The sequence below is a fragment of the Methanolobus sp. WCC5 genome (genome assembly GCF_045690325.1).
In the GTDB taxonomy this organism is placed as follows: domain Archaea; phylum Halobacteriota; class Methanosarcinia; order Methanosarcinales; family Methanosarcinaceae; genus Methanolobus.
Genome location: NZ_CP146981.1, coordinates 1,991,329 through 2,004,522, shown reverse-complemented (window position 1 = coordinate 2,004,522; position 13,194 = coordinate 1,991,329). Strand labels below are relative to the sequence as shown.

The window sequence follows — 13,194 nt, the reverse complement described above, 5'->3', positions numbered from 1 at the left end:
AAGATCAGAGGGATTATAATGGAAGTAAAGGATATAATGGCAGAACCAGTGCTTGTAGATAAATCAGATACTATTTCCCATGCGCTTGACATTATGGATAAGAAGGGAATAAGACGTCTCCTGGTAAAACACGATGACAAGCTGCTTGGAGTACTTACTATGAGAAATCTGACAAGAGAGCTTGGAACACGCAAAAAGGGAAGTAAGCCGGCGTCATCACTTCATGTTGCAACAGCCATCTCAGACAATTACGTGAAGGTCCTGCCCGATACCAAAGTAACGGATGCCATCACACTTATGATAAATAATGGCGGAGTGGTCGTTGTTGTTGAGAATGAACAGATACTTGGATGGGTAACACCAAACGAGATACTCAAGAACAATAATTTCAAAGGGTATGCCGGCGAGATAATGCAAAAGAATCCCATCGTTGCAGGCCCTGCAGACCGTGTAAGTCATGTCAGGAGAATGATGCTTGACAACAATATAGGAAGGATCCCCATCATGGAAGGAGATAAGATAGTGGGGATGGTAACTGAAAAAGATATTGCAAAAGCCATGCGTTCCTTCCGTGATCTTGTGGAGGGCAGCAAGCAGGAGTCACGTATAAAGAACCTGATCGTGGAGGATATCATGAAGATGGGGGTCAAAACAGTCTACACGAACACATCAACAAGCGATGCAGCCAAGATGATGCTTGAAGAGAACTTCGGTGGATTGCCTGTTGTCAACCTTGAAGGACAGATGGTGGGACTGATCACCCGAAGAAGCATCATCAGAGGAATGGTCCAGTAAAGAACCAGGTGTCTGGTGATGAGATACCATCAGGAAACCGAATTTGATATTGAGAAGGCGGCCAAGTTCCTGGAACTTCCGCCTTCCAGGCTTTCGGAGATTATTGAAAAGGGTAACCTGAGGCAGAATTGGGACGAATATAACAGTATTTACCGCTTCGAAGGACACGCACCACAGCTTGAAGATGGAACTGTGCTGATCGACAAGCATGGCTCTTTCGAACTGGTGCGTGGTTTTCCAAAGATTAAGAGGGCAATGCTCCTTGAGCCTGCGCTGAAGAAGAATTTCAATGATATTGACTCCGTTGTCGTTGAAGAGAAAATGAACGGCTATAATGTCCGTGTTGTTGATTACAGAGGGCAGCTCATTGCTTTTACCCGTAGTGGCCATGTATGCCCCTATTCCACAGAAAGGGTGCAGAACTTTCTAAAAAGGGATTTTTTCATGGACCATCCTGACATCGTTGTATACGGAGAGATGGCAGGTCCGGATAATCCGTATGTTCAGAAAAAAGTCTATGGCATAGAGTCTCTGGACTTCTTCGTTTTTGACATGAGGTATAAAAATACCGGAGAGCCATTGAATGTTGGGCAAAGAAGAAAACTGAGTGAAGAATACGGTTTCAACCAGGTCCGGCTTTTGGGGGAATTCAACGTTCCTCAGGCATCAGAAAAAATAATGGAAATCATAAGGGAATTGGGTGAAAAGGGACATGAAGGTGTGGTAATTAAGGATCCGGAGATGGTATTGCAACCAATTAAATACACATGTTCCCAGAGTAATTGCTCCGATCTGGAACAGGCATTCAGATTTTACAATGAGGCAGGACGTGATTACCTTTTCTCCCGGGTGGTACGGGAAGGCTTCCAGTCCTATGAGTGGTCTGAAAGTGAGGAAGAGTTCCGGGAGAGATGCCGAAGGCTTGGGGAGAGCATACTTAGCCCGATGAAAGGAACAATAACCCAGGTACAGAGTGGTGAAAGAATATCAGATGATTTCCGCATAAGGGTCAGCGAAGAGAATGTCATCTACAGGTTCAAAGCCTATCTGGAAAGGTTCGGGCTTTATGTAATTATTGGAACACCGGAAAGGATTGGTGAGGATTATTCCGTAGAGATCAGGAAAATAAACAAGAGCACAAATGATAAAACACTTGCAATGTTAGAAGGTCAGTTGTGGTCATGAAAAAGAAATATATCTGAGTAGATTAATTCGTAAACCACATAAAGGTGCCCATATGACAAAGATTGCTATCATCGGAAGTGAGAAAAGCGGCAAGACCACGCTTGCCGGGAAACTTGGAAAGAAAGGTAATGTCACTGACATAACAATGTATGATTATGCCAAGAACGACAGGATACTCACAACCATTGATGCCACCGGATACCCGGTATCTGTCAAGTCACTGGTCACCGCACTTAACCTTTCTGATATTGCTCTTTTATGCATCCCGCCATCCGGGCTTGACCAGTTTGCTGCAGAATGTATTATCGCACTTGACCTGATGCAATATAAGCATGGGATCGTTGTTCTCACAAAATCGGATACTTCATACCCCCTTGCACAGGAGGAACTCAGGGAAAAGCTGCAGAAGGTCACAAAAGGCACTGCACTTGAGAACTGGGATTATATTTCTGTATCCACCACATCCTTTGAAGGGATGGAAGAACTAAAAGAACTCATATTCTCAGTCGGTGACAGGGCAGATCAAAAACTGAGAGAACTTGACAGCAGGCAGACACGAGTGATCATAGACCAGTCATTCAATGTAACGGGAATCGGATGTGTGGTGCTGGGGGTTGTCATGCAGGGAACCCTTAATGCAAAGGATAAAATGATCGCATATCCGGCCAAAAAGGAACTTGAGATCAGATCCATTCAGATGCACGATGTGGATGTAAAATCGGCTCCTTGTGGTGCCAGGGTGGGGCTTGCTCTAAAAGGTGTCCAGTCAAAGGACATTGACAGGGGCTTTGTAATCTCCCGCGAAGAACAGGTTGCTACTGATCTTGTGCTCAGATGTACTCTTTCACCGCTGGCAAAGGAGTTCAATGTGAATGACATGCTGCATCTTTACACAGGACTCCAGTCCTCACCTGTGAGGGTTACTGAGATAGTAGAAGGAGACGCAAAAAAAGAGACTGCTAAACCCGCAAAAGAATACCTTTTGAAGTTATCCGGTTCAAAGGAGATCGCCTACAGCAAAGAAGACAGGTTCATTCTGGCAAACCTTGACGAGAAACAAAGGTTCGTTGCCTTTGGTCATGAGCAATAACAGCTGAAAAAAGAAGGAAGTTACTTTATTTCTTTTTAGGTGTCAGATGCCTGGCACCATCAAGGAACGAAGGCCTTTCTATGGCTTTTGTCCTCTCTATATTATCAGGCAGATCAACCAGGCCCGGTTGGAGGATCATATCCGAGGAAACGGGAAATGAGATATCAGAGCTTTTGTAACCTGAGCCTGGTTTTGAGATGTATGCATCGTTTTTTGCCCTTTCAAATGTAAAGCCGGGAGGTTTTTCAGGCTCCTGCGGAGAAAGACCCCGGGAAAGACCGGATTTGGTATCTCTTTCCTTTACTTTTGCACCTTCCTCTTTGCCATAATTGTAATATTCCTTTACAAAATCCCTGAGATCATATTCTTCAGCAAATCTGTAGATCTGGGTTAATTTCTCCTGGACCCAGCCAATCTCAGAGTGGTGATGATACCCTACCTCAAAACCAAGCCTGCGGGATGCATCTGCAAGCTGTGCCTTGCCATCTTCGGGAAGAGTCTTTTTTTCCCCTGTTCTCTTAAATATCTTTACCATTGTAAACAACCATCATTCAAGATAGCCTTCGACTTTCAATCCTTTATCGGTGAAAGTGACACTGCGCATGTTACAATCATGCTTTGTACCTCGCATTTTTATGATCTGCAAAGCACGGGTCATGGTCTTGTCATAGAGGAAATTGTGCATGAAAACCACCCCATGGGCAGCAAACTGCTCAGTGGAATATGCGGTCGGATCTGTCATCTCAGATAACAGCAGAGTAGTGCATCCCAGCTTTTTGAGATTGCGTATGAACCGGCTCATCTCTTTCTCCTGCAGGGACAGATCCTTTGTGGTAAAGCGTATCGCAGAAACCGAATCAATTACCAGCCTCTTTACATCATATTCCGAGACATATGCTGCAATCTCTTTGAAGACCATTGAAGGCGAGGGAGCCTCACTTTCAATGGAGCTCTTGCCGACATTATAGTCCGTAGTGATGAATTCGTTTAGCTCATCCATGTAACCGTATTCCATGCGTGGACCAAGGTCTGCAAAGAGAAGTTTCTTCATCTTTATCAGCGTGGGAACATTCATGGCATAATTTGACATATCATTGATGATATTTTGCGGGCATTCCAGTAAAGTAACGTACAGACCCACTTCACCCATTGCTGCCCCCTGGGCAAGGAACTGAACCCCGAATGTTGTTTTTCCACTTCCCGGTGGACCGCTTAATACATAAACCCTCTCGGTCAGAAAACCGCCCTGAACAAGATCGTCAAACCCTTCTATTCCTGTAGGTATCCGCATTTATATACATCCCAGACTTAGTAGATAATGATATAGTAATATAGTAATACAATTATATAATAACTAAAGTATTTCAATGCATCGATATATAAAATTTAACAATGTAGCGTGCTTTACATGATAAATGGCAGATACATAAACGATGGCTGTAAAAATAACGAGAGTCTCAGAATTGGTCTTGCAGATGTAAAATGGTCGGCAAAGGTGTTCATATTATCTGTTGCTGTCTCTTTTAGCGTCGCCATAATTGCATATATCCTGATGTTCACATTTGCTCAACCTGAACCTGTAAGTGAGGTTATTATGAACACAGCTTCTGCGGCAACTGCAAAGGTAACAATAAGTGCGAATTACATGAGTCTTTTTTGGGCAATATTCATCTTTAACAGTATTGCAGCCTCCTTTGCGGTGATCGGTACAGGGTTTTTTAACATGCTGCACAGAATACTGATAAGTGATATCGGCATGAGGCCAAAACATCATCTTTATGCATCCTTTTCCATTGTTTTTGAAAAGGCCATGATGCCTGTGTTCAGGGCACTGACGGCAATAACATCCATACTTGACAGGGATTTCTCAACCCTTGAAAGGAGCAGGGAAGAAAAAAAAGGCACTATCTGGCAGTATTGCGGTTACGGGAAGAATGAATACCGGGACTTTGCATTCATGCTTCCATACACAGTACCTCTTATGATAGTGATAGTAAATGGTTGTTTGATGGGTATCCTTCTGGCATTCTTTACGTTTAACGGGGCTTTAACGGGTTTCCAGTTATTCGGACTGAAAGGAACTGCTATCGGGTTGATGTACAATGTGATCTACTTCTTTGTTGCAATAGTTCCCCATGGGATCATCGAGATCCCTGCACTTCTGATTGCCGCAGCCATCGGCTACAGGTTCGCATACCTGCAGTCTCATGATGTGATCGGCAAAAAACTGTTCAATGGTAATGACATCCAAAGCCTGCAAGAGGATGCAGGATATACATATACAATGGCAAAGGATTACATCCTCTCAGGATATACATGGAAAATGCTTTGCTGTATCATTCTTACACTGCTGGTGGCAGCATACATTGAGACCTACGTGACACTGGAAATAGCTGACCTGGTAATGCTGGCACTGGACAACAGCCTGGAGACATTCCTGACCTGAATCAGGATGCAAGAAAAATACGGCTTCATTCCCTCTACCGGCCTTCCCTGAATTTTGCCATGCCCTGGGCCACATTGCTCAAAAGACTGGCAGCCATCTCCTGCGAGGGCCAGGAACCCAGACCACAATCAGGACCTGCGTATCTGATGCTTTCACCAAACATCGAATATGCCTTGCTCAGGCGCTTTGAGATGAGCTCAGGGGTCTCCATCTCATCTATGATCTCCGGGAAATAACGGGTATCCTTCCAGACATTGGTATTGTACTTGTCGTTAAGCACAGAGACAAGATTGAAGATATCCGTCCTTGCAATACCGACCCTCAGGCAGGAATCGCTTTCTTCAAGGACCTTTTTATCTATAAGATCAAGATATGAGGGAGTTGCTGCGGATTCTACCCCTATGACACTGATATTCTCCGTCTGGCAGGCGAGTTTATAGTGAAGCGGGGAATGAAGGTGGATCTCCACATCACAGGCAGCCTTTTTTGCAGAAATGCATGCAATGTCCATGGCCTTGATGAGGTCATTGTCAGAGAACATTACCTGCGGATTGATACCTATGCTGGGTTCATCAATTGAGACTGTTCTTATATTGAAGTTCCTGGCATTGGAAAGAGAGTTCTTCACGAAACGGTCAACACTTTGCGCAAACAGGTTGAGTATATCCACATACTCGGTGCCGCCAAACTCCTTGAGATAAAGCTCAAGGGGACCGGTAACACAGATGCGTACATCAAGCTTTTCACCGTTCTCTTCCCGGTAAGCCCTGGCAACCGTTTCAATGGCCTGAAGTTCAATTATACGTGCATTGGCAAGCTTTACCTTAAATGGCTCTTCTGTCAGATCTGCATCCCTGATGATAGAGAGGAACTGCTCGTTCATATCCTGGTACTGGGGATATGTGGGTACCTCTACACCGGCTTCAACCTTTTTCATGAAAGCTTCGTTTATTACCCTGAAAAGGTCCTCATCGCTTTTCTTTCCGGAGAACTTTCCCGCCATCCATTCTTTGGACTTACCTGAAGGAAGGGGGAAACTGCCAATGTCATCAAAGATAATCTCTGCCATGGCAACATTATTAGCCTGTATTTCACTTATAAGTTTTGAGTGATGATCATGCCAGGATCCGGTAAGATCGACATTTGAAAGGATTGGGATTACTCAAGATCCGCAATTAACAAAGCCAAAGCTCTGCTTAAAACAGGATGGCAAAAGAATAAAATGACCAAAATGCCTGTTCTACTTCTTCAGGACAGAAGAGATCTTTGAAACATAATAATTGATGCACATCTGGGAGTAATCAAGTGACCTGGTTGACATGTGGGAAATTATCTCAGTTTCATTCCTTTCCGCTTTTGAACTACCCTGCGGGATACCATACCTGTCATTACGACCCGAAACCCTTTGAAGCATTATGTTCTGCAGTTCCACGACATCGAACTTTTCCTCAGGGGTCAGTTCTTCAAAAAGATCTTTCAGGGATTTGATCTGTTCCCTGTTCTCTTCAGTCATCTCAATATCCAGAATAGGATTTTTCAGTTCCATATGTACCACAAATATCTATAGAGAAGTTACATTAGATATAGTTTTTGAAATAATATAAAAATAATATATAGAAGGTATATAAATATCCGGATTTGTTATTCAGTCAGAACTGAATAAAAGCAGGTATTAAAGCAAATTATTAACTTGGAAATGAACTATAGCTAACAACTTAACTGTTATAACTTGTTATCCAGAAACTTCTCAATCCATGTTCTTGTGAAGCTAAGATTTGATGAACAACAAATAAACGTCTTATTAATCAGGTTTTCATATTGTAGAGATCTTTGACAATTTTCCGGACTGGCAATGTGACAATATATGGGGCATTGCTTTGCGGAAGAATAAACGTTGGAATTTACAAGAAGTTGCCACTGGAAGAAAAAATGGTCCTGGCAAATGAGATCTGCTCAATGATAGACTACGAGGCAAGAAAAATGAATGTTACCGATGTTCCGTTAGTGTTCATAGAGGATGATCATGAACAAACGCTTGAAGAGAAGATAGCTTCCAATGAAAATGAAAATACGGAACAACCGGTTAATACTACCCCCGGCTTTTCGGCTTTGACTCTCATGACGATCATCTCATTGATGATTATTCTCAGACCAGGGTGATCAGCCCGGTAAAATAAGAAAAGAAGGTGTTCCGGCTGAAAACCGGAACAATTTGCAAATTTTATCTGTTGTCGGCAGACGGCAGTGTCATCAGCAAACCGATATTGCTAAGTGCTTCTGCAACCTGCTTGAAAGCCACAAGGAATTCCTTTGTGCTGAGGTCCAGGTCAGCGGCCATGGGTTCTGATGAGAACCAGATCTCTTTTTCATTCTCTCCGCGGGTAAGGGAAACGCAGGCAAGCATATCAGCCTTTGTCAGCCTGTAGACAGAGTCCCTGCCAGATGGTGTAACCCAGGAAGGATGAATGGACTTGAGCTCATTTACGAATTTATCCCAGTTGATGGTTGCAGATGCTTCAAGGTTGAGCTTTACACTTGCACGGTCACCGGTAATTTCTTTCTCAATGGTCTCAACGAGCTTTTTGTAATCCGGATCGGATTCATCAACTACCATGACTTCTTTCTCAAGCTTTGCAGCCTCGTCTGCAAAGAAGGGGGCAAGGTTCACGGCACTTGACGGTTTTGTTGCCAGGGAGACAACGAAAAAGGCAACTCCGCTAAGCAGCATTCCTACAATGACACCGTGGTTTGAAAGAAGGGGATGGATGGTATCAAGGTAAGCCGGTGACATTGGTGGTGTTTTCACAAGGTCTACAACCGTCAGTCCAATCTGTGCAACGGCACCAACAATGAGTCCTGCCAGGGCACCTTCCTTTGTTGCACGCTTCCAGAACAGGCCTCCCATGAGCGGGAAGAAGTAGGATGCACTTGCAATGAAGGTTGCAATGTGAATGACATCGATGATACTCTGGATATAGAATGAGAGTACGGTTGCCATTGCTACTATTATAAGCAAAGCCACCCTGTTGACAGCCATCATTTGTTTCATGGTCGCATCGGGTTTTATGTAGCGCTGATATATGTCACGGGAAAGACAGGATCCACCGGAAGTTGCAAAGGTGTCGGCCGAGGACATGGCAGCTGCAGCAAGACCGACTGCACACAGGCCCAGTGCCAGAGGAGAAAGATTCTCCACGATAAATACCAGCAATGCAGGCTCAGCCTGGGCCATGGCACCCATTCCTATGTCTGCAAAGGATGCAGGTATAGACGGATACAGATGGTTAAGACCGATCGCAATAACGGTACATGCCACACCGAATATCAGGAAGATAAGGAAAGAACCCATGATCATACCATTCCTTGCTGATTTCTCATCCTTTGCAGCCCATATCCTCTGCCAGGGGTCCTGCTCTGTTACCCATCCGGGGATAATTGCAAATATGAATATCATAACAGCAGGAAGGCCTATTATGAACGGGTTCCACCAGTCTGAAGGGACGTTGCCGAAAAGCTCTGAAGTGCTTATAGCAGGAACATCTGCAGAACCTGTGGTTGCTGCGTTGACAACAACAAGTGCAATTGCAATGGAGAAAGTTGCAAGCATTATGAACTGTATCATGTCGGTCCATATGACCGCAGAGAAACCTCCAAGCGTCACATATACGGATATGGCAAGGGCCACGATAGCTGCAGCATAGATTGGCGGAAGACCGAAGAAGACCTCAAGCACAAGGGAGAGGCCCTTGATGTCAGCAACTGCGAAAAGAACCATCACAATAGCGATGATTATCGCAACAGGACCACGCAGAGTGCTGCTGTACCTCTGTTCAAGCAATTCCGGTTGTGTGATCGCAGGCAAGTGTTTTATCTTGCCAACAAGCAGGGCGATCAGCAACAATGCAAGAATATTGGGAGCTACAAAACCCCATATGGAACCCATTCCAAGCAGCATATAAAAACCGATAACAGCCAGTATGCCACCCGCGGTCATCCACGAGGAAGCAGCTGAAAAACCAATACCTATTGAATTGATCTTGCGGCCTGCAAGCCAGAAATCGGTCACGGATTTCTGACGTTTTGTGAAATAGAACCCTATGCCTATCAATACCAGCAGGTACACTGCCATCAATAACAGGAATATCTGATAACTTTCCATAAATAAGACCTCTTAAATTTACAATGAGCAATCCCCGGCAGACAAACTGCTGAAGACCTTTATATATGTGATATATTTCTTATTGCGGTTCATATATAAGGTTTTTCAGAAAATGAAGTTTATCTGTAATCAACTTTACTTAACCTGGCTTCCGAAATACTCTCTTTGGTTACTTATTTGCGTTTTGCCATAAAAGGAAATAAAATTAAATTTACTTTTTACAAATGTATCCTGCATCCGGGATAATGTCTGACAGGACATGCGATACAAAATAATATTATCTTTCACATACTATCCTATCACATGACCCTTGAGCCGGTTCACATAAAAGAGATCCATGAGATAGTCGACCGTATCGATATCTGTTTTAAAGATGACAGAGATGAATGTGACGACAGGCAGAACGTAAAATACATCTTTGACAGGCTCGGAAAACTCGAATACAACGGAAAGATCGTTCTGCAATCCATAGGACCGGTCAGGCGCGCCAAGGCAAGCATAGAGAGAATGCTAAGGTCCGATGACCCATTTCCCATGACTTACTCCTGTGACAGTGGCAGTACCACGGCTAAGAAATTTGATAACGGTCTTTATGTGGACATTTGCCATTGTGCCATGGCAAGCACTCCCACAGACCTTGATATCCACAGCAAGAGGACCATTGTTGCGGCCACCTACAACGCAAGCAAAAAACTGTATATAGATACCAGCAAAGGCTGGGAATCATTCGATAACAACTACTGCCGCAAGAAAATAATCCGCATCCAGCCGGAATCACTCGAAAGGAAAGTAACCGACATACTGCATGATGTGGCTATGTACCTTTGCGAGTCAGAGCATATACTATGGATGCTTGACAGCATTGATGCGAATGGCTTCTTCATAATGGACGGACCCATCTATCCTAAGAGGATCATGTACTGGACAGTGGTGGATTCCGATGATGTGAAAATAAGGAGTGAGCCCGGCATTACTGAAATAATACAGAACTATATAGATATAATGGACCATCATATAGAAAAAATGAAACCACTGGTGGGTTTTGTCAAGAACCCGGAGGACATGCAGATAATGCTGACACTTAAAAAACAGGAACCAGGACTTGACCTTCCCTGGCTGGTGGATGCCCAGTTCTTCAGAAATGCACTGTCCCTGGAAAAGACAGGAATGAAGAAGAGGGAAGCTGATAGATATATTACCTATACAGGCTGGTTCATGCAACCAAACCAGTTCTACGAGAAGATGCTCAGGTCCACTTCACCCCTGGTGGCCGAACTGGCAGGGGGTGATTTCGATGCTGAGGATTATGCCCTGTGTTTTTTCATGGCATTTGTGCCTAAACTTAACACCATGTTCAAGATAGAATCACCCTACGGACTTGTGAAGAACGAGGAATTGAGGAACCGGATGACAAGAAAAGTGCTCTACGACCTGGCAATGAACGGAATACCCGCAACACTGGCAAAAGCAGATTCCATCGCAAAGATCCCGGTGTCCGAAAGACGCCACATAGTAGACAGGTTCAGGAATTCAAGGATAGATACTAATTATAACGATACAAGGTGGGAAGAAAAAGTATGAGAGATGAGGATATACTTTCCTTTGTGAAGAACAGAAGTGATAAGGTTGATAAGGCCACCGGGAAGCTTGCTGATGAAACGGAAAAAGGGGCTTTGGCTTCACAAGGTAATGAGAACACGTTTGAGGATTTTGAGCCCGGGTCATCGATACTGCAGAATGAGAGACCAGCTCCTGGCAGCAGTAAAGGCAATGGCCCAAACGGTGTTTCAGATGAGGCTTTCGGTATAATCACCACAGGTATGGACCCGCTGGAGATAACAGAATCCGGTGCAAGAATTACAGGCTATATTACCACATCCCACCGCCAGAAAGTGAGGCTTGGCACGTATGCCATTGTACCATATGGTGATGAGGACCTTTTCACAAGGATATGGAAGCTCCAGTACCTCCAGGAGTTTGCGGTGGATGATGCCACAGAGATACATTCCCGCAGGATGTTGCAGTCCAATACCACAGATGAAGTGGATTACAAGTTCCTGGCCTATCTTGACCCTATATGTATCCTCTATGAGGCAAAGGATAAAGGAGGCAGCCTTGCCAGGAGAATGAGCGACAGGATACCCCGCCCCAACACACCCATAATGCCTGTGACGGATAAAAAGAAGATACAGGCAGGCCTTAATATCCCGGAGGAGGGTATCTTCATGGGCCATCTGAGTGTTGGAGGAGAACTTGTGAGAACACATGCAGTACCTCCTACAGTGCCATATTACCTGAGAAATGATTACTCTATGGGTGACCCTCTGATCTTCAGGCACATGCTGGTCTGCGGCAGCACCGGTACCGGAAAGACCTTCCTTACCAAGAATATTCTGCGCCAGTTCATGAGTGAGGACAATCGCTATCATCTCCGTGGCTCTGAGGAGAGGAAGAACCCCTGCCTTGTTATCATGGACCCGCAGGATGAGTATTCGCAGTTGTTTGAGGACAATCCTCAGATAACAGACAATGATGACTTCAAATTCCAGGCTGAGAAGATCAATTTCGGTGCATGCAAAAACACCAGGACCTTTGTTGGAAAGGTTGACGGCCAGGGTTACACAGGCAGGTCCAGGGCAGAGCAGATAGAGTTCACGATACCTTTTGAGATGGTACGCAACAATTCATGGCTCATTGCCCCTGTGGGTATGACCGAATTGCAATATGTGGGAGTTGACCTGCTGCTTGATGATTATTTCAAGAAGGGAGGGCAGCACACCTACAGCGGTTTCATGGACTTTATCGATAACGATGTAACCAGGGATATGTATGTGGAAAGCGGAAAGATACATGAATCGTCCTATGACGGTATCGTGCGCAGGGTGAAGAACCGCTCACTTGCAAGGGTGTTCGACCAGCCGGCAAGGCCTATAAATGAGATCCTGGGACAGATATTCAAGCCCGGGCAGGTCAGCGTCTTCCCAACAGAATACATCACCAACTCCCGCATAAGGGACATCATTACTCTCACTTTGATGAGCCTGATCGTTGACAACAAACTGAACACGTCCGGTGAGGCGGCCGTGAAAGAAACTCCGATAATCCTTGGACTGGATGAAGCTCACCGCTATCTTGCAAAGGCAGGTGGAGAACACTCCCGGCGCCTCATTTCAAAGTTTGCGGATGCTGCACGTCAGGGCAGAAAAGAAGGACTGGGACTTTTCCTCATAACCCAGGACCCCCAGGACATCGATGAGACCATCTTCAAGCAGATAAACACCCGCATAATCCTTAATCTGAGCAATGATGCCGCCATCAACAGCATGAAAGTGAAAAAGGAATTTGAGAAGCGCATCCCATACCTGAAGAAGGGACAGATGATAATCCAGAGCCCGGATAATAGTGATATGGTGGAGATCATGGGACTTTCCAAATGTGTTGTGAGGCATGTATGATAGGGGAATCATTTATGCTAACAAATAAAAGCAATGCAAATGAACATATAACCTTGGCATAGGT

Annotated in this window: 12 protein-coding genes; 7 read left to right on the top strand and 5 right to left on the bottom strand. The window is 44.7% G+C overall.

All coding sequences use genetic code 11. The features are described from left to right. Positions 1–18: 18 nt before the first annotated feature. From V7O64_RS09770 to V7O64_RS09760, 3 genes are read left to right on the top strand one after another with little or no spacing between them, the layout of a single operon-like run. Entirely contained in the window at positions 19–795 is a 777-nt protein-coding gene (locus V7O64_RS09770) for a CBS domain-containing protein (protein ID WP_407355225.1), read from the top strand. An 18-nt stretch (positions 796–813) separates the two neighbouring features. Next, on the top strand, positions 814–1,980 hold the full coding sequence (locus V7O64_RS09765) for an RNA ligase (protein WP_407355224.1): 1,167 nt from the start codon (positions 814–816) through the stop codon (positions 1,978–1,980). 52 nt (positions 1,981–2,032) lie between these two features. After that, complete coding sequence (locus V7O64_RS09760; RefSeq protein WP_407355223.1) at positions 2,033–3,070, top strand: EF-Tu/IF-2/RF-3 family GTPase; 1,038 nt, start codon at positions 2,033–2,035, stop codon at positions 3,068–3,070. 25 nt (positions 3,071–3,095) lie between these two features. Here the strand turns inward: V7O64_RS09760 and V7O64_RS09755 are convergent, their stop codons facing one another. Next, a complete protein-coding gene (locus V7O64_RS09755) occupies positions 3,096–3,605 on the bottom strand; it encodes a hypothetical protein (RefSeq protein WP_407355222.1) in 510 nt (169 codons plus the stop codon). Between the two features lie 12 nt (positions 3,606–3,617). Beyond that, entirely contained in the window at positions 3,618–4,361 is a 744-nt protein-coding gene (locus V7O64_RS09750; RefSeq protein ID WP_407355221.1) for an RAD55 family ATPase, read from the bottom strand. 117 nt (positions 4,362–4,478) lie between these two features. Between V7O64_RS09750 and V7O64_RS09745 the strand changes: the two genes are divergently transcribed. Further along, positions 4,479–5,516, top strand: a complete 1,038-nt coding sequence (locus V7O64_RS09745) for a stage II sporulation protein M (RefSeq protein ID WP_407355220.1) — start codon at positions 4,479–4,481, stop codon at positions 5,514–5,516. Positions 5,517–5,550: 34 nt separating this feature from the next. Here the strand turns inward: V7O64_RS09745 and V7O64_RS09740 are convergent, their stop codons facing one another. Both V7O64_RS09740 and V7O64_RS09735 read right to left on the bottom strand, forming a co-directional pair. Then, on the bottom strand, positions 5,551–6,585 hold the full coding sequence (locus V7O64_RS09740; RefSeq protein WP_407355219.1) for a methionine synthase: 1,035 nt from the start codon (positions 6,583–6,585) through the stop codon (positions 5,551–5,553). 171 nt (positions 6,586–6,756) lie between these two features. Next, positions 6,757–7,062 carry a hypothetical protein gene (locus V7O64_RS09735; protein WP_407355218.1) on the bottom strand — a complete coding sequence of 102 codons (306 nt, stop codon included), beginning with the start codon at positions 7,060–7,062 and terminating at the stop codon, positions 6,757–6,759. A 284-nt stretch (positions 7,063–7,346) separates the two neighbouring features. On the opposite strand from V7O64_RS09735, the gene V7O64_RS09730 reads away from it, so the two are divergent. Next, entirely contained in the window at positions 7,347–7,676 is a 330-nt protein-coding gene (locus V7O64_RS09730) for a hypothetical protein (RefSeq protein WP_407355217.1), read from the top strand. A gap of 61 nt (positions 7,677–7,737) precedes the next feature. On the opposite strand, the gene V7O64_RS09725 is transcribed toward V7O64_RS09730, so the two are convergent. Continuing rightward, a complete protein-coding gene (locus V7O64_RS09725) occupies positions 7,738–9,675 on the bottom strand; it encodes a sodium:solute symporter (protein ID WP_407355216.1) in 1,938 nt (645 codons plus the stop codon). 303 nt (positions 9,676–9,978) lie between these two features. Between V7O64_RS09725 and V7O64_RS09720 the strand changes: the two genes are divergently transcribed. Continuing rightward, positions 9,979–11,256, top strand: a complete 1,278-nt coding sequence (locus V7O64_RS09720; protein WP_407355215.1) for a DNA double-strand break repair nuclease NurA — start codon at positions 9,979–9,981, stop codon at positions 11,254–11,256. Beyond that, positions 11,253–13,130: an ATP-binding protein gene (locus V7O64_RS09715; protein WP_407355214.1), complete on the top strand. Its 1,878-nt coding sequence runs from the start codon at positions 11,253–11,255 to the stop codon at positions 13,128–13,130. The genes V7O64_RS09720 and V7O64_RS09715 overlap by 4 nt, the downstream gene beginning before the upstream one ends. Positions 13,131–13,194: the final 64 nt, after the last annotated feature.

Coding starts and splice junctions, on each gene's coding strand:
- V7O64_RS09770 (WP_407355225.1), top strand. CDS start 19: ATGGAAGTAAAGGATATAATGGCAGAACCAGTGCTTGTAGATAAATCA.
- V7O64_RS09765 (WP_407355224.1), top strand. CDS start 814: ATGAGATACCATCAGGAAACCGAATTTGATATTGAGAAGGCGGCCAAG.
- V7O64_RS09760 (WP_407355223.1), top strand. CDS start 2,033: ATGACAAAGATTGCTATCATCGGAAGTGAGAAAAGCGGCAAGACCACG.
- V7O64_RS09755 (WP_407355222.1), bottom strand. CDS start 3,605: ATGGTAAAGATATTTAAGAGAACAGGGGAAAAAAAGACTCTTCCCGAA.
- V7O64_RS09750 (WP_407355221.1), bottom strand. CDS start 4,361: ATGCGGATACCTACAGGAATAGAAGGGTTTGACGATCTTGTTCAGGGC.
- V7O64_RS09745 (WP_407355220.1), top strand. CDS start 4,479: ATGATAAATGGCAGATACATAAACGATGGCTGTAAAAATAACGAGAGT.
- V7O64_RS09740 (WP_407355219.1), bottom strand. CDS start 6,585: ATGGCAGAGATTATCTTTGATGACATTGGCAGTTTCCCCCTTCCTTCA.
- V7O64_RS09735 (WP_407355218.1), bottom strand. CDS start 7,062: ATGGAACTGAAAAATCCTATTCTGGATATTGAGATGACTGAAGAGAAC.
- V7O64_RS09725 (WP_407355216.1), bottom strand. CDS start 9,675: ATGGAAAGTTATCAGATATTCCTGTTATTGATGGCAGTGTACCTGCTG.
- V7O64_RS09720 (WP_407355215.1), top strand. CDS start 9,979: ATGACCCTTGAGCCGGTTCACATAAAAGAGATCCATGAGATAGTCGAC.
- V7O64_RS09715 (WP_407355214.1), top strand. CDS start 11,253: ATGAGAGATGAGGATATACTTTCCTTTGTGAAGAACAGAAGTGATAAG.